A 16,405-nucleotide genomic window follows, 5' to 3' on the forward strand; every position below is an offset into this window, starting at 1 on the left:
GCTGCCGGGCGGGTGCTGCGCCGCCGCTCTCCTCGGCACCCGGGTGCGTCCCGGCGCTCGCGCACAGCACCACCGACAGGAGCCCCGTTGCCCCCCACCAAGACCGCGAAGCCCACCACCGACGACGTCGAGGCCACGGCCGAGACCGCCGCCGGTGGCACCGCCACGCCGCCGCGCAAGCGTGCTGCCGCGGCGTCGGGGGGCAAGCCGTTGGTCATCGTGGAGTCGCCGTCCAAGGCCAAGACGATCGCCGGCTACCTGGGCAGCGGGTACGTCGTGGAGTCCTCCATCGGGCACATCCGGGACCTCCCGCGCAACGCCGCCGACGTGCCGGCCGCGCACAAGGGCGAGTCGTGGGCCCGGCTCGGCGTCGACGTGGACAACGGCTTCCACCCGCTGTACGTGATCAGCCCCGAGCGCAAGCAGCAGGTCAGCCGGCTCAAGTCGCTGGTGAAGGACGCCTCCGAGGTCTTCCTCGCCACCGATGAGGACCGCGAGGGCGAGGCCATCGCCTGGCACCTGATCGACACCCTCAAGCCCAAGGTCCCGGCCCGGCGGATGGTCTTCCACGAGATCACCCCGGAGGCCATCGCCCGCGCCCTGGCCAACCCGCGTGAGCTGGACACCGCGCTGGTCGACGCCCAGGAGACCCGGCGCATCCTCGACCGCCTCTACGGCTACGAGGTCTCCCCGGTGCTGTGGAAGAAGGTGCTGCCCAAGCTGTCGGCCGGCCGGGTGCAGTCCGTCGCCACCCGGATCGTCGTGGAGCGCGAGCGGGCCCGGATGCGCTTCACCGCCGCCGACTACTGGAGCCTGACCGGCGTCTTCGACGTCCAGCAGGGCGCGCAGGCCGCCGACGAGGGCGAGCCGACCAGCCTGACCGCCAAGCTGGTCAGCGTGGACGACCGGCGGGTCGCCACCGGCCGGGACTTCGAGCCCGACACCGGCACCGTGGCCAGCGACGTGGTGCACCTGGACGAGGCCGGTGCCCGCGGCCTGGCCGCCCGGCTGGAGTCCCGCCCGGTCGAGGTCGTGCGGGTGGACCAGAAGGACTACCGGCGCCGCCCGTACGCCCCGTTCACCACGTCCTCGCTGCAGCAGGAGGCCGGCCGGAAGTTCGGCTGGTCCTCCCAGCAGGTCATGCGCACCGCGCAGCGGCTGTACGAGAACGGCTTCATCACCTACATGCGCACCGACTCGACGAACCTGTCGGAGACGGCGCTGCGCGCGGCCCGTACCCAGGCCCGCGAGCTGTACGGCGACGCCTACGTGCCGGCCGAGGCGCGGCGGTACTCCAAGAAGGCCAAGGGCGCCCAGGAGGCGCACGAGGCCATCCGCCCGGCCGGGGACGCCTTCCGCACCCCCGGGCAGCTCGCCGGCCAGCTGGCCCGTGAGGAGTTCCGGCTCTACGAGCTGATCTGGCAGCGCACGGTCGCCTCCCAGATGTCCGACGCGGTGGGCAACACCGTGAGCATCCGGCTGGCCGGCACCTCGACCACCGACGAGGCCGTGACGTTCACCGCCAGCGGTCGCACGATCACCTTCCCCGGCTTCCTGCGCGCCTACGTGGAGAGCCGGGAGGACCACGAGGTCGGGGACGCCGACGACGCGGAGAACCGGCTGCCCCGGGTCGAGCGCGGCCAGCAGCTGGACACCCGGTCGCTGGACGCCAAGGGGCACACCACCACCCCGCCGGCCCGCTACACCGAGCCCTCGCTGACCAAGGCCCTGGAGGAGCTCGGCATCGGCCGGCCCTCCACCTACGCCTCGATCATGCAGACCATCCAGGACCGCGGGTACGTCTGGAAGAAGGGCTCGGCCCTCATCCCGACGTTCGTGGCCTTCGCGGTGGTCAACCTGCTCGAGCAGCACTTCGCCGCGCTCGTCGACTACGACTTCACCGCCTCCCTCGAGGGGGAGCTCGACGAGATCGCCGGCGGCACGCTGCGCCGGGTCGACTGGCTCACCGAGTTCTACTTCGGCGGCGGGGGTGGGCACGCCGGGGGCATCGCGGCCTCCGGCGGGCTCAAGCAGGTCGTCGGCCAGCGGTTGGAAGAGATCGACGCCCGCGGGGTCAACTCGATCCCGCTGCGCGCCACCGGCCCCGACGGCCAGCCGGTGCTCGTGCGGGTCGGGCGCTACGGCCCCTACCTGCAGGCCGGCGGCGAGGAGGGCACCCGCGTCTCCATCGCCGACGACATCGCCCCCGACGAGCTCACCCCCGAGCGTGTCGAGGAGCTGCTGAACGCCCCCTCCGGTGACCGGGAGCTCGGGGTCCACCCCGAGTCGGGCCACCAGGTGCTGGTCAAGGCCGGCCGCTACGGGCCCTACGTCACCACCGTGGTGCCCGAGGACAGCAAGGAGTCCCCGCGCACCGGGAGCCTGTTCGCCTCCATGACCCCGGAGACGCTCACCCTCGACGAGGCGCTGAAGCTGCTGACGCTGCCGCGCACCGTGGGCACCGCCCCGGACGGCGAGGAGATCCAGGCACTCAACGGCCGCTACGGCCCGTACCTGAAGAAGGGCACCGACTCCCGCTCGATCGACAGCGAGGAGAAGCTCTTCACCACCACGCTGGAGGAGGCCCTCGCCGTCTTCGCCCAGCCCAAGCAGCGCGGTCGGGCCGCGGCCAAGCCCCCGCTGAAGGAGCTGGGCCCCGACCCGGTCACCCAGGGCCAGGTCACCGTGCGGGAGGGCCGCTTCGGGCCCTACGTCACCGACGGGGAGTCCAACGCCAGCCTCCGCAAGGGCGACGACCCGGCGACCATCACCCTCGAGCGGGCGGCCGAGCTGCTGGTCGAGCGTCGGGAGCGGGCGCCGGTGAAGAAGAAGGCCGTCCGCAAGACCGCGGCCAAGAAGACCACCGCGAAGAAGACGACGGCGGCGAAGAAGACCACCGCGGCGAAGAAGACGACCACGGCGGCGAAGAAGACCACGACCGCGAAGAAGACGGCCGCGAAGAAGACCGCCGCCCGGACGACGACCGGCGACGGGGTCGTCCCGGCCGGGAGCTGACGGTGACCGGGCCGGCGTGGGACGCCCGGCGGACCTCCTTCGGGTCCGTCGCGGCCGACTACGCCGCGCTCCGGCCCGGGTACCCCGCCGACGCGGTCTCCTTCCTCCTGGGGGAGCGGCCGCTGCGGGTGCTGGACCTGGGTGCGGGCACCGGGCTGCTCACCGACCAGCTGCTGGCGGCCGGGCACGAGGTGCTCGCCGTCGACCCCTCGGCCGGGATGCTCGACCAGCTCACCGCCCGGCTGCCGCAGGTGCAGGCCGCGGTCGGGGACGCCGAGTCCCTGCCCGTCCCCGGCGGTGACGTGGACGCCGTCGTCGCCGGTCAGGCCGCGCACTGGTTCGACCCCGAGCGTGCCGCGCCGGAGCTCCGTCGGGTGCTGCGCCCCGGTGGCGTGCTCGGCTTCGTCTGGAACACCCGCGACGAGCGGGTGCCGTGGGTGGGCGCGCTCGGGGCGGCGCTGGCGGCCGAGGCCCGCGACCACGAGGCCGACCAGACCGTCGTGGCCCGGTTCGCCGCCGCGCTGCCCGCGACGGTCACCGAGCACCTCTCGACCGTGGTGCAGCGGCTGACCCCGGAGCAGGTGGTGGGCACCATCGGCACCCGCAGCTACGTCGCGACCATGACCCCCGACGAGCGGACGACGTTCCTCGACCGGTTGCGCGCCCTGCTCGCCGAGCACCCCGACACCGCGGGCCGCACCGAGCTCGAGCTGCCGTACGTGACCCGCAGCTACCGGCTGGTCCCGGCCTGACCGACGGCGAACACCCGCCGGAAGGGCAGCAGGGTCGTCCCGTCGGCGCGCTCCGGGTAGGCCTGCCGCAGGGCCTCGGCGTACGTGCTCTCGAACGTCCCGGCGTCGTCCCCCAGCCGGGCCAGCACCGGCCGCAGCACCGAGCCCCGCACCCAGCCCAGCACGGCGTCCGGGCCGCGCAGCACGTGCAGGTAGGTCGTCTCCCACGCCTCGGCGCGCAGTCCGGCCGACTCCAGCACGCCGAGGTACCCGGCGGGGTCGTCCACGGCGGACGTCGAGGGCGCCAGGTCGCCCACCCGGTCGGCCCACCGCGGGTCGCGGCACAGCGCCGCCAGGAGCGCGTGCGTGGGCGCCGCGTGGTTGCCCGGAACCTGGAACCCCAGCCACCCGCCCGGCGTCAGCGCACCGGCCCACTCCACCAGGCGTCGCCGGTGCTCGGGCACCCACTGCAGGGCGGCGTTGGAGACGAGCACGTCCACCGGGCCCTCGGGCTCCCAGGTCTCCAGGTCGCCCGGGACGAACGACACCCGGCCCGGGACGGCGTGCGCGGCCGCGGCGGCGAGCATCGCGGGGGAGGAGTCCACCCCGGTGACCCGGGCGCCCGGCCAGCGGCGGGCGAGGGAAGCGATGAGCTCGCCCTCCCCGCAGCCCAGGTCGACCACGACGCCCGGGTCGACGGCGTCGACTCGGGCCAGCAGATCGACATACGGGCGGGACCGCTCGTCGGCGAAGCGCAGGTACCGGGACGGCGACCGGTCGGCAGGCACACCCCACCCTGGCAGCCCGAGGACTGTCGGTGCCCGCCGGTACCGTCGCCAGCGTGACGAGCCAGGAGGACCGCCCGGCCGGGGTGTTCCTCGCCTTCGAGGGCGGCGAGGGGGCGGGCAAGTCCACCCAGGTCGCCCGGCTCGAGGCCTGGCTGACCGCGCAGGGCCGCACGGTCCGCACCACCCGGGAGCCCGGCGCGACCGTCATCGGCGGCACCGTCCGACAGCTGCTGCTCGACCCGTCGACGGTCGGGTTGTCCTCCCGCGCGGAGGCGCTGCTCTACGCCGCCGACCGCGCCCAGCACGTGCACGAGGTGGTCCGCCCGGCGCTGGAGGCCGGCGCCGTCGTCGTCACCGACCGGTTCGTGGACAGCTCGCTGGCCTACCAGGGCGCCGGCCGCACCATCCCGCTGGAGGACGTGCGCTCGATCAGCAGCTGGGCCACCGGCGGCCTGCTGCCCGACCTGACCGTGCTGCTCGACCTGCCCCCGGAGACCGGGCTGGCCCGCGCCCGGGGCCGGGCCACCGCCGACCGGCTGGAGGCCGAGTCCCTGGAGTTCCACCTGCGGGTGCGGCAGACCTTCCTGGAGCTCGCCGCGGCCGAGCCGGCCCGCTACCTCGTCCTGGACGCCACCGCCGCCCCCGACGAGGTCGCCGAGGGCATCCGCACCCGGGTCACGGAGCTGCTCGCGTGAGCGTCTGGACCGACGTCGTCGGCCAGCCCGCCGCGGTCGCCGAGCTGGAGCGAGCCGTCGCCGACCCCTCCGCGATGACGCACGCCTGGCTGTTCACCGGCCCGCCCGGGTCGGGCCGGTCCACCGCCGCCCGGGCCTTCGCCGCGGCGCTGCAGTGCCCGGCCGGCGGCGACGGCACCTGCCACGCCTGCCACACGGCGCTGGGCGGCACGCACGCCGACGTCCGGGTCGTCGCCCCCGAGGGGCTGTCGATCGGGGTCGCGGAGGTGCGCGAGATCGTCCGGATGGCCGGTCGGGCGCCGTCCCAGGGCCGGTTCCAGGTGGTCATCGTCGAGGACGCGGACCGGATGACCGAGCAGGCCACCAACACCGTGCTGAAGATGCTCGAGGAGCCACCGGCCCGCACGGTGTTCCTGCTCTGCGCGCCCTCGCTGCACCCCGACGACGTGCCGGTGACCATCCGGTCGCGGTGCCGGGTGGTCGCGCTGCGCACCCCGCCGGTCGAGGCCGTCGCCGAGGTGCTCGTGCGGCGTGACGGCATCGACCCGGCGCTGGCGGCGTGGTCGGCCGCCGCGGCTGGTGGGCACGTCGGCCGGGCCCGGCACCTGGCCCGCGACGAGGGTGCCCGGATGGCCCGCAAGGCGGTGCTCGACGTCCCGCTGTCGCTGGTCAGTCTGGCCGCGTGCCTGAACGCCGCGGACGACCTGGTGTCGGCGGCCAAGGAGGAGTCCGACCGGACGACGGCGGTGGTCGACGGCGCCGAGACCGAGGCGGTGAAGGCCAGCCTGGGCGTCGGTGCCCGCGGCCCGGGAGTCGCTGCGGCCAGCCGCGGCGCCGGTCAGCTCAAGGAGCTGGAGAAGAAGCAGAAGTCCCGGGCCACCCGGCTGGGCCGGGACTCCCTGGACCGGGCGCTGGTCGACCTGGCGTCGATGTACCGGGACGCGCTGGTGATACACACCGTCCGCGGCGACCTGTCCCGGGTGCCGCAGCTGGCCCACCCCGACCGCAAGGCCGACAGCCTGGAGCTGGCGAAGAAGATCGGTGCCGAGGGGGCGCTGCGCCGGATCGACGCGGTGCTCGCCGCCCGCACCGCGCTGGAGCAGGCGGTCAAGCCGCAGATCGCCATCGAGGCGCTCTGCGTGGCACTCCGGCTCCCGGCCTGAGCGCGGGGTGGCACACCCGGTCCCGTAAGCTCTCGCAGGCACGCCCGCCGCCTTAGCTCAGTCGGTAGAGCATCTCACTCGTAATGAGAAGGTCGTCGGTTCGATTCCGACAGGCGGCTCCACGCACCACCCGGCACGGCGGTTACGTTCACCGCCGTGGACATGGTCTTCCCGGCGCCGGGACGTCAGCTGGCCGGCGACGAGCTGCTGGAGGCCTACCCGTGGCCCGACGAGGGCCGCTGGGTCCGGGCGATGATGGTCACGACGCTGGACGGCGCGGCAGCCGGGCCGGACGGGCTCAGCGGCTCGATCTCCTCCTCGGTCGACGGCGACGTGTTCACCGCCGTGCGCCGGATGGCCGACGCCGTCCTGGTGGGTGCGGGCACGCTGCGGGCCGAGGAGTACGGCCCGATGCAGGCAGCCGGTGCCGACGCCGGGCGCCGCCGCGCGGCCGGTCAGGCGCCGGCGCCGCAGCTGGCGGTCGTGTCCGGGTCGCTGGACCTGCCGTGGGCGCTGCCGGTGTGGGCGGAGTCCACGCTCACCCCGCTGGTGCTGACCGGGCCGACGCCGGACGCCGAGGCGCTGGCCGCCGCCCGGGAGCACGCCGAGGTGCTGCAGCTGGCCGACCTGGAATCCGCGTCGCTGCTCGCCGCGCTCACCGACCGCGGCCTGCGCCGGATCGTGTGCGAGGGCGGGCCGAGCCTGCTGGAGGCCGTGGTCGCCGCCGACCTGCTCGACGAGGCCGACATCACGCTCGCGCCGGTCTTCGCCGGCACCGCGCAGACCCCCCGCACCGACGGGCTCGCCGAGATCGCCCGGTTCGACCTCGTGCACCTGCTCACCGCCGAGGGCTACGTCATGGCCCGCTACGTCCGCCCGGGACACCGGTGATCAGCCTCCGCGAACTCGCCCGGCTGGCCACGGAGCACGCCGCGGACCTCGAGCACCCGGTGGCTCCGTTCCGGGTGGGGGACCGGGTGCTGGACACCGATGCCCGCCCGGCGCTCATGGGCGTGGTCAACCTGTCCCAGGACTCCTGGTACCGGGAGAGCGTCGCGCCCTCCGCCGCCGCCGCCGTCCGGCGCGGGATCGTGCTGGCCGCGCAGGGTGCCGACGTCGTGGACCTCGGGGCCGAGTCGGTGGTCGCCGGCAGCACCCGCGTGGGCCCCCAGGACCAGATCAGGGCCCTGGTGCCCGTGGTGGAGGAGCTCGCCGCCGCCGGGGTGGCCGTGTCGGTGGAGAGCTACCACCCGGAGGTGGTGCGGGCCGTGCTCGCCGTCGGCGCACAGGTGCTCAACCTGACCGGCTCGGCCGACGACGGCGCGATGTTCGACCTGGCCGCCGAGTTCGACGCCGCCCTGGTCCTCTGCCACGTCCTGGGGGACAACCCCCGGGAGCTCACCGACACCGCCGTCGACCGGGACCCCTACCCCGCGATGGCCGCCGCGCTCGGCGCCCGGGTCGACCTCGCCCGGGCCCGGGGCGTGCGTGCCGGCATCTGCGTCGATCCGGGGGCGGGCTTCGGCATGGCGCGGCTGACCGACCCGCTCGAGCGGCTGCGGCACCAGTCGGTGCTGCTGCTGCACGCCTTCCGGCTGCGCAGCCTGGGCCTGCCGGTGTGCCACGCGCTGCCGGCCGGGTTCCCGTACTTCGAGGACGAGGTGCGGACGGCGGAGGGGTTCTTCGCCGTCCTCGCCGGGCTGGGCGGCACCGGGGTGTACCGCACCCACGAGGTCCCGCGCGTGCGGGCCGTGCTGCGGGCGATGGCGGACCTGCCCGTCGACTGAGCGCCGCGGCCCGGGTGTCGAGCAGTCAGTGCTGACCGGGCAGACTCGGGTGTGTCAGCGCCCGACCCGGGGCGCCCACAGAGAGGTGGACCTGCCCCGATGACCCTGCCCGACGTCCTCCGCGGTCGGCTGAGCCTGCCGGTGATCGCCTCGCCGATGTTCATCGTCAGCGGACCCGACCTCGTCGTCGCCCAGTGCACGGCCGGCGTCGTCGGCTCCTTCCCGGCGCTCAACGCCCGGCCCGCGGCGCAGCTGGGCGACTGGCTGACCGAGATCGACGAGCGGCTCGCCGCGGCAGCCGCCACCGGGGCGACCGTGGCCCCCTACGCGGTGAACCAGATCGTGCACCGCTCCAACGACCGCCTCGAGGCCGACGTCGCGCTGTGCGTGGAGCACGAGGTGCCGATCGTGATCACCTCGCTGGGCGCCCGGGCCGACGTCTACGACGCGGTGCACTCCTACGGCGGCATCGTGCTGCACGACGTCATCAACGACCGGTTCGCGCACAAGGCGGTCGAGAAGGGCGCCGACGGGCTCATCGCGGTGGCCGCCGGTGCCGGCGGCCACGCGGGGACGACGTCGCCGTTCGCCCTGGTGCGGGAGATCCGCCAGTGGTTCGACGGCCCGCTGGCGTTGTCCGGGGCGATCGCGCACGGCAGCTCGGTGCTCGCCGCCCAGGCCGCCGGTGCCGACCTGGCCTACGTCGGGTCGGCGTTCCTGGCCACCGAGGAGGCCCGCGCCGAGGCCGGCTACAAGCAGATGGTCGTGGACAGCCGCGCTGACGACATCGTCTACAGCAACCTGTTCACCGGGGTGCACGGCAACTACCTGTCCGGCTCGATCGTCGCCGCCGGCCTGGACCCGGCCGACCTGCCCACCTCGGACCCCAGCGCCATGAGCTTCGGCAGCGACGGCGGGGCCAAGGCCTGGCGCGACGTGTGGGGCTCGGGCCAGGGCATCGGCGTCGTCGACGGGATCGTGCCGGCCGCCGAGTTGGTGGCCCGGCTGGCCCGGGAGTACGCCGAGGCGAAGTCGGCGCTGGACCGCGCCTACGTGCCGGCCTGAGAGACGACCGCCCCAGACGCGACCGCCCCAGACGCGACTGCCCGAGACACGACGACGGGCGCCGCACCCGGTGGGGTGCGGCGCCCGTCGGTCGTCCGGGTGCGCTCGGCGGCCGTGAGGTGACCGGCCAGTCAGGAGGGGGTCAGTGCTTGTTCGAGGCCTGCTTGGCGCGCTCGAAGGACGCGGTGATCTCGGCTTCCGCCTCGACGATGCCGACCCAGTCGGCACCCTCGACGCTCTTGCCGGGCTCGAGGTCCTTGTAGGTCTCGAAGAAGTGCTGGATCTCCAGCCGGTCGAACTCCGACACGTCGGTGATGTCCTTGAGGTGGGCCATCCGGGGGTCGGTGGCCGGCACGGTGAGGACCTTGTCGTCCCCACCCGCCTCGTCGGTCATCCGGAACATGCCGATGGCACGACAGGTGATGAGGCACCCGGGGAAGGTCGGCTCCTCCAGGAGCACGAGGGCGTCGAGGGGGTCACCGTCCTGCCCGAGGGTCGCCTCGATGTACCCGTAGTCCGCCGGGTACCGCGTCGAGGTGAACAACATCCGGTCCAGCCGGATGCGTCCAGTGGCGTGGTCCAGCTCGTACTTGTTCCGCTGGCCCTTGGGGATCTCTACCGTCACGTCGAACTGCACCGACGTAGTGTGGCCCACGCCGGCCGGACGTGGGTCGCCGGAGGTCCGAATCTGCCCGGGAGGGGTCATCGCGCGCACTCCCCGAGGCCCCGGGAAGACCCCTCCGCGCTGGCGCCGCCGGATCTGGCAGGCCCTCGTGGCGGTGTGCCTGGCCCTCGTCGTGGTCGCCGGTGCGGTGCTGGTGGCGATCAACGTGGGCTCCGACGCCGACCCCGACACGGTGGCCGCCGTCCCCTCCGACGCCGAGGCCGTGCCCGACGCCGTCCTGCCCGACCTGGACGAGCCGGCCCCGGTGCTGGCCGCGCTCACCGGCCCCGCCCCCGACCCGGCGGCGGTGGCGGCCGTCCTGGCGCCGCTGCTGGCCGCGCCGGCCCTCGGCACCGGGCTGTCCGCTGAGGTCGTCGACGCCGCCACCGGGCAGGTGCTGCTCGACGTCGACGCCGCCGCCCCCGGGACACCGGCGTCCACGGCCAAGCTGCTCACCGGGCTGGCCGCGCTCACCACCCTGGGCCCGGGGGCCACCGTGCCCACCACCGTCGTCGCCGGCGCCGTCCCGGGGCAGGTGGTGCTGGTCGGCGGTGGTGACCCGACGCTGTCCACCACCGCCCCGTCGCTGAGCTACCCGGGCGCACCCACCGTCGCCGAGCTCGCCGGGCAGGTGCAGACCGCGCTGGCCGGGGTCCCGGTGACCTCGGTCGTCGTGGACGACTCGCTGTTCGTCGGGCCGCTCACCGCGAGCGGCTGGGGCAGCGAGGACGCGCCCTCGACCTACGCCGCGCCGGTCACCGCCACTGCCGTGGACGGCGCCCGGCGCACTCCCGGGCAGTCCCCGCGCAGCGGCCAGCCCGGCACCGACGCCGGCACGGCGCTGGCCGCGGCACTCGGCGCACCCGGCGCCACGGTCACGCTGGGGACGGCGCCGGCCGGTGCCGCGGTGCTCGGCCAGGTGCGGTCCGCCCCGGTCGAGCAGCTGGTCGAGCAGGCGCTCACCGCCTCGGACAACCTGCTCGCCGACACCCTCGCCCGGCAGGTCGCGCTGGCCACCGGCGCCGAGGCCAGCTTCACCGGCGCCGCCCAGGCCGTGGCGGACGCCGTCTCCGCGGCCGGGTTCGACACCACGGGGTTGTCCCTGTCCGACGGTAGCGGGCTCTCGGGGGAGGACCTGGTGCCGGCGCGCCTGCTGGTCGACGTGCTGGAGGCCGGGGCCGACGGGTCGGTGCCAGGGGCCGCGACGCTGCTGTCCGGGCTCCCGATCGCGGGCTACACCGGCACGCTCGCCGACCGCGCAGACGCCGACCCGGCGACCGAGCCCGGCGCGGTCCGGGCCAAGACCGGCACGCTGTCCACCACGAGCGCGCTGGCCGGCACCGTGGTCACCCTCGACGGGCGGCTGCTGGTCTTCGCCGTCCTGGCCGACGGCACCCCTGGCAACGTCATCGCTGCCGAGGCCGCCCTGGACGCCGTCGCCGGCGCCCTCGCCTCGTGCGGCTGCTGAGACCCCCTCCCGCCCGCCTGCGGCGTCGATCAGCTCCGACGACGAACGTGCGTCCTCCTCCACCGGCGTCGGTGGAGGAGGACGCACAGTGGTCGTCCCAGCTGATCGACGCCGGGGCGGGGGGCGGGTCCCGCCGTACATTCGGGCGATGAGCAGCTCCCTGGTCGACTGGGCCCTGGCCAACCGGACCGCGAAGCGGCTGGTCAACGCCGGTCCGGTCACCACCCGCGAGGAGGCTGCCGCGGTGGTCGCCGAGCTGCACGAGTGCGCCGCGGCCGCCGTCGCGCACGTGCAGGCGCTCACCGGGCTCAGCCCGGCCCCCGGGGCCCCGACGCCGACGGTCGCCGTGGTCGACCGGCCGGGCTGGGTGCGGGCGAACACCGCGGGCATGGCGGCGCTGCTCGACCCGCTGACCGAGGCGCTGCAGGAGAAGACCGGCTCGAAGCCCGGTGCGATCGCCCAGGCCGTGGGCAGCCGGGCCACCGGGCTGCAGGCCGGCGGGGTGCTGGCGTTCGTGTCCTCCAAGGTGCTGGGGCAGTACGAGGTGTTCGGCTCCGGCGGCCGGCTGCTGCTGGTGGCGCCGAACATCGTCGAGGCCGAGCGCAAGCTGCGGGTCGACCCCTACGACTTCCGCCTGTGGGTCTGCCTGCACGAGGTCACCCACCAGCTGCAGTTCACCGCAGTCCCCTGGTTGACCCCGTACCTGGAGAGCCAGATCGAGGCCTTCGTCGAGGTCAGCGACCTCGACCCGACCGTGCTGCGCGAGCGGCTGCGCGACGTGGTGTCCAGCCTGTCCGACGCGGTGCGCGGCAAGCCGGTGGAGGGCGACGCCCCCGGCGGGCTGATGGCGCTGATCGCCGACCCCGCGCAGCAGGAGGTCATGGACCGGGTCACCGCGGTCATGAGCCTGGTCGAGGGGCACGCCGAGTTCGTGATGGACGGCGTCGGCCCCGACGTGCTGCCCACCGTGGCCACCCTGCGCAAGCGGTTCAGCCAGCGCCGGAAGGGCACCGGCCCGGTCGACCGCGTGCTGCGCCGGCTGCTGGGGCTGGAGCAGAAGATGCAGCAGTACGCCGACGGCCGGCACTTCGTCGCCGGGGTGGTCGACCTGGTCGGCATGGAGGCCTTCAACACCGTCTGGACCGGGCCGGAGACGCTCCCGCTCAAGGACGAGCTGACCCACCCCGAGCGCTGGGTCGAGCGCGTGCTGCACCGCCCCGCCGTCACCGTCTGACACGCCGGTGGGTCCCGACCCGGCGGTCGCCGCGGTCCGCAGCGCGGTGCGCCCCGGGCTGGCCGACGGTCCGGTGCTGGTGGCCTGCAGCGGGGGAGCGGACTCCCTCGCGCTGGCCGCGGCGGTGGCGTTCGAGGCGCCGCGGGCCGGGTGCGCGGCCGGGGCGGTCACCGTCGACCACGGGCTGCAGCCGGGGTCGGCCGACCAGGCGGCCCGGACGGCGGAGCAGCTGCGCGCCCTGGGTCTGACCCCGGTGCACGTCGTCCGGGTCGAGGTCGGCACGGACGGCGGCCCGGAGGGTGCGGCCCGCGACGCCCGGTACGCCGCACTGCGCACGGTCGCCGCCGGGCACGGTGCCCGGATCGCGCTGGGCCACACCCGCGACGACCAGGCCGAGACCGTGCTGCTCGGGCTGGGCCGGGGGAGCGGTCCGCGGTCGCTGGCCGGGATGACCGAACGCCGCGACGTGTTCTGGCGCCCGCTGCTGGGCGTCGACCGGGCCACCACGGTGCGGGCCTGCGCCGCCCAGGGGCTCACCGTGTGGGAGGACCCGTGGAACACCGACCCGGCCTACACCCGGGTCCGGCTGCGCACCGAGGTGCTGCCGCTGCTGGAGGAGGTGCTCGGCGGCGGGGTGGCCGCCGCACTGGCCCGCACCGCCGCGATGGTGCGGGAGGACGTCGACGCCCTCGACGCGCTGGCCGCCGCCGTCCCGGACCCCACCGACTGCACCGCGCTCGCCGCGCTGCCGGCTGCGCTGCGCCGCCGGGCCCTGCGCGACTGGCTGCTCGGAGCCGGGACAGGGGACCTGCAGGCGGTGCACCTGCAGGCCGTGGAGAGCCTGGTCACCCGGTGGCGCGGGCAGGGTCGCGTGGACCTCCCCGGCGGTGCGGGCGTCGTCCGGGTGTCTGGCAGGCTGGTCCTGCAGCCCGGTCCCCCCGTCGTCGCGACGCCCGGGCCGGCACCCGAACCCCGCACCGAGGAGCCAGCACCGTGAGCGAGTCCGCCACCCCCACCGGAGCTCTGGGCCCCGACCACGGCTACGGGCCGGACATCGACCACGTGCTGCTCAGCGAGGCCCAGATCCAGGAGAAGATCGGCGAGCTCACCGCCACGGTCTGCGAGGACTACGCGGGCAAGGAGGTGCTCCTCGTCGGCGTGCTCAAGGGCGCGGTGCTCTTCATGAGCGACTTCGCGCGGGCGCTGCAGCTGCCCACCCAGATGGAGTTCATGGCCGTCTCCTCCTACGGGTCGGCCACCAGCTCCTCCGGCGTCGTCCGGATCCTCAAGGACCTCGACCGGGACATCACCGACATGCACGTGCTGGTCCTCGAGGACATCATCGACTCCGGCCTGACGCTGTCCTGGCTGTTGAAGAACCTGGGCAGCCGCCGCCCGGCGTCCCTCGAGGTCTGCGCCCTGCTGCGCAAGCCCGACGCGGTCCAGGTCGACGTCCCGGTGAAGTACGTCGGCTTCGACATCCCCAACGAGTTCGTGGTCGGCTACGGCCTGGACTACGCCGAGCGCTATCGCGACCTGCCCTACATCGCGACCCTCAAGCCCGAGGTCTACAGCTCCTAGCAGCGCCTCCTCCCTCCAGGGGACGGCGGTCGTCTGAGCAGCTGACGCACAGCGTCGTCCGTGTACCGTCGGTCCAACGACGTCGCCCCTCGCGACGCAGGTGCCCACCTCGGGTCGCGCGGCGTCCCCGGACGATCAGGAGGGTCGACGGGCACCCCCGGGTACGTCACCGGGAGCCCGGCATCGGTGTATGGAACGCAAGAAGATCTTCCGCTCCGTCTGGTTCTGGGTCGCCCTCGTCGTCCTGCTGGTGGCCATCGTGCTGCCCTCCTTCCGCGGCAACAGCGGTGGTGAAGAGGTCCCGACCTCGACGGCCCTGGCCCAGTTCGCCGACGGCAACGTCGACCGCGTCACGATCAACGACCGGGAACAGACCCTCGACATCGAGCTGTCGTCCCCGGTCGACGGCAACGACGAGATCACCACGTCCTACCCGGCGGGTGCCTCCAGCCAGATCTACGACCTGGTCCGCGGCACCGACGGCAGCGGGTCGGACAACCCGGTCCGCTTCGACACCAACGTCACCCAGGACAACCTCCTGGTGTCGATCCTGGTCAGCTTCCTGCCGTTCCTGATCATCCTCGGTCTGCTGTTCTGGCTGTTCAGCTCGATGCAGGGCGGTGGCCGCGGGGTCATGGCCTTCGGCAAGAGCAAGGCCAAGGTGGTCAGCAAGGACACCCCGAAGACGACGTTCGCCGACGTCGCCGGGGCCGACGAGGCCATCGAGGAACTGCACGAGATCAAGGACTTCCTGCAGAACCCGGTCAAGTACCAGGCGATCGGCGCGAAGATCCCCAAGGGCGTGCTGCTGTTCGGCCCTCCCGGCACCGGCAAGACGCTGCTGGCCCGCGCCGTGGCGGGCGAGGCCGGCGTGCCGTTCTACTCGATCTCCGGCTCGGACTTCGTGGAGATGTTCGTCGGCGTCGGCGCCAGCCGGGTCCGCGACCTGTTCGAGCAGGCCAAGACCAACGCCCCGGCGATCATCTTCATCGACGAGATCGACGCCGTCGGCCGGCACCGCGGCGCCGGCATGGGCGGCGGCCACGACGAGCGCGAGCAGACCCTCAACCAGATGCTGGTCGAGATGGACGGCTTCGACGTCAAGGGCGGCGTCATCATGATCGCCGCGACCAACCGGCCCGACATCCTCGACCCGGCGCTGCTGCGCCCGGGCCGCTTCGACCGGCAGATCGCCGTCGACCGGCCCGACCTGCTGGGCCGCGTCGCCGTCCTCAAGGTGCACGCCACCGGCAAGCCGCTGGCCGACGACGTCGACCTCGAGACCCTGGCCCGTCGCACCCCCGGCTTCACCGGTGCCGACCTCGCCAACGTGCTCAACGAGGCCGCGCTGCTCACCGCCCGGCACGGCGGCACGCTCGTCACCGACGCCACCCTCGAGGAGGCGATCGACCGCGTGCTCGCCGGCCCCGAGCGCAAGACCCGGGCGATGAGCGAGAAGGAGAAGAAGGTCACCGCCTACCACGAGGGCGGGCACGCGCTGGTCGCGCACGCCCTGCCCAACCTGGACCCGGTGCACAAGGTGACGATCCTGCCGCGCGGCCGCTCGCTGGGGCACACCCTCGTGCTGCCGACCGAGGACAAGTACACCCAGACCCGCTCGGAGATGATCGACACCCTGGCCTACGCCCTGGGTGGCCGGGCCGCCGAGGAGCTGGTCTTCCACGAGCCGACCACCGGTGCCGGCAACGACATCGAGAAGGCCACCGCGATGGCCAAGTCGATGGTCACCGAGTACGGCATGAGCGCCAAGCTCGGTGCGGTCAAGTACGGCAGCACCGACGCCCAGCCGTTCATGGGCCGCGACATGGGCTCGCGCTCGGACTACTCCGAGGCCGTCGCCGCCGACATCGACTCCGAGGTGCGCGCGCTGATCGAGGCCGCGCACGACGAGGCCTGGGAGATCCTGGTCGAGTACCGGCACGTCCTGGACGACCTGGTGCTCGAGCTCATGGAGAAGGAGACGCTGACCAAGGACGACATGGCGCGCATCTGCGCCGGTGTCTCCAAGCGGCCGAACCTGGCTCCCTACAGCGGCTTCGGCAAGCGCACGCCGTCCGCCGAGCCGCCGGTGCTCACCCCGGCCGAGCGGGCCCGCGGCAACGGGGCCCTGAACGGCCACGGCGGTGGGGACGTCGAGAAGCCCCTCCCCGTGGGCGACGCCGGCGCCCCGCAGCACTGGTGAGCACGCACGTC

General features: G+C 74.3%; 14 protein-coding genes and 1 tRNA gene. 13 read left to right on the top strand and 2 right to left on the bottom strand.

Features of this window, described 5'->3' with window-relative positions; translation table 11 throughout:
• The first annotated feature begins 87 nt into the window (after positions 1–87).
• Entirely contained in the window at positions 88–3,015 is a 2,928-nt protein-coding gene (topA, locus tag F1C76_13330; protein ID QNG37436.1) for a type I DNA topoisomerase, read from the top strand.
• 2 nt (positions 3,016–3,017) lie between these two features.
• A complete protein-coding gene (locus tag F1C76_13335; protein ID QNG37437.1) occupies positions 3,018–3,767 on the top strand; it encodes a methyltransferase domain-containing protein in 750 nt (249 codons plus the stop codon).
• On the opposite strand, the gene F1C76_13340 is transcribed toward F1C76_13335, so the two are convergent.
• Entirely contained in the window at positions 3,746–4,534 is a 789-nt protein-coding gene (locus tag F1C76_13340) for a methyltransferase domain-containing protein (GenBank protein ID QNG37438.1), read from the bottom strand. The genes F1C76_13335 and F1C76_13340 overlap by 22 nt on opposite strands.
• A gap of 8 nt (positions 4,535–4,542) precedes the next feature.
• On the opposite strand from F1C76_13340, the gene F1C76_13345 reads away from it, so the two are divergent.
• The 6 genes from F1C76_13345 (at position 4,543) to F1C76_13370 (ending at position 9,244) form a co-directional block, all read left to right on the top strand.
• Entirely contained in the window at positions 4,543–5,229 is a 687-nt protein-coding gene (locus tag F1C76_13345; GenBank protein ID QNG37439.1) for a dTMP kinase, read from the top strand.
• Entirely contained in the window at positions 5,226–6,392 is a 1,167-nt protein-coding gene (locus F1C76_13350) for a DNA polymerase III subunit delta' (protein ID QNG37440.1), read from the top strand. Before F1C76_13345 ends, F1C76_13350 begins: the two co-directional genes overlap by 4 nt.
• A gap of 46 nt (positions 6,393–6,438) precedes the next feature.
• Positions 6,439–6,514: transfer RNA gene (locus F1C76_13355), tRNA-Thr, on the top strand.
• Between the two features lie 34 nt (positions 6,515–6,548).
• Positions 6,549–7,283 (top strand): pyrimidine reductase family protein, encoded by a 735-nt coding sequence (locus F1C76_13360; GenBank protein QNG37441.1) that lies wholly within the window; start codon positions 6,549–6,551, stop codon positions 7,281–7,283.
• Positions 7,280–8,179, top strand: a complete 900-nt coding sequence (locus F1C76_13365) for a dihydropteroate synthase (GenBank protein QNG37442.1) — start codon at positions 7,280–7,282, stop codon at positions 8,177–8,179. Before F1C76_13360 ends, F1C76_13365 begins: the two co-directional genes overlap by 4 nt.
• A 99-nt stretch (positions 8,180–8,278) precedes the next feature.
• On the top strand, positions 8,279–9,244 hold the full coding sequence (locus F1C76_13370) for a nitronate monooxygenase (GenBank protein ID QNG37443.1): 966 nt from the start codon (positions 8,279–8,281) through the stop codon (positions 9,242–9,244).
• Between the two features lie 142 nt (positions 9,245–9,386).
• Here F1C76_13370 and F1C76_13375 read toward each other — a convergent pair whose 3' ends face one another.
• Positions 9,387–9,881: an inorganic diphosphatase gene (locus tag F1C76_13375; protein QNG37444.1), complete on the bottom strand. Its 495-nt coding sequence runs from the start codon at positions 9,879–9,881 to the stop codon at positions 9,387–9,389.
• Here F1C76_13375 and dacB point away from each other — a divergent pair.
• The 5 genes from dacB (at position 9,805) to F1C76_13400 (ending at position 16,394) form a co-directional block, all read left to right on the top strand.
• Positions 9,805–11,376, top strand: coding sequence for a D-alanyl-D-alanine carboxypeptidase/D-alanyl-D-alanine-endopeptidase (gene dacB / locus F1C76_13380; GenBank protein ID QNG37445.1), 1,572 nt, complete (start codon positions 9,805–9,807; stop codon positions 11,374–11,376). The two genes, F1C76_13375 and dacB, sit on opposite strands and share 77 nt — an antisense overlap.
• A gap of 160 nt (positions 11,377–11,536) precedes the next feature.
• Positions 11,537–12,610: a zinc-dependent metalloprotease gene (locus F1C76_13385; GenBank protein ID QNG39229.1), complete on the top strand. Its 1,074-nt coding sequence runs from the start codon at positions 11,537–11,539 to the stop codon at positions 12,608–12,610.
• 7 nt (positions 12,611–12,617) lie between these two features.
• Positions 12,618–13,607, top strand: coding sequence for a tRNA lysidine(34) synthetase TilS (gene tilS / locus F1C76_13390; protein ID QNG37446.1), 990 nt, complete (start codon positions 12,618–12,620; stop codon positions 13,605–13,607).
• 26 nt (positions 13,608–13,633) lie between these two features.
• On the top strand, positions 13,634–14,191 hold the full coding sequence (gene hpt, locus F1C76_13395) for a hypoxanthine phosphoribosyltransferase (GenBank protein ID QNG39230.1): 558 nt from the start codon (positions 13,634–13,636) through the stop codon (positions 14,189–14,191).
• Between the two features lie 190 nt (positions 14,192–14,381).
• A complete protein-coding gene (locus tag F1C76_13400; protein QNG37447.1) occupies positions 14,382–16,394 on the top strand; it encodes an ATP-dependent zinc metalloprotease FtsH in 2,013 nt (670 codons plus the stop codon).
• Positions 16,395–16,405: the final 11 nt, after the last annotated feature.

The sequence above is a fragment of the Geodermatophilaceae bacterium NBWT11 genome (assembly GCA_014218215.1).
Classification (GTDB): Bacteria; Actinomycetota; Actinomycetes; order Mycobacteriales; family Geodermatophilaceae; genus Klenkia.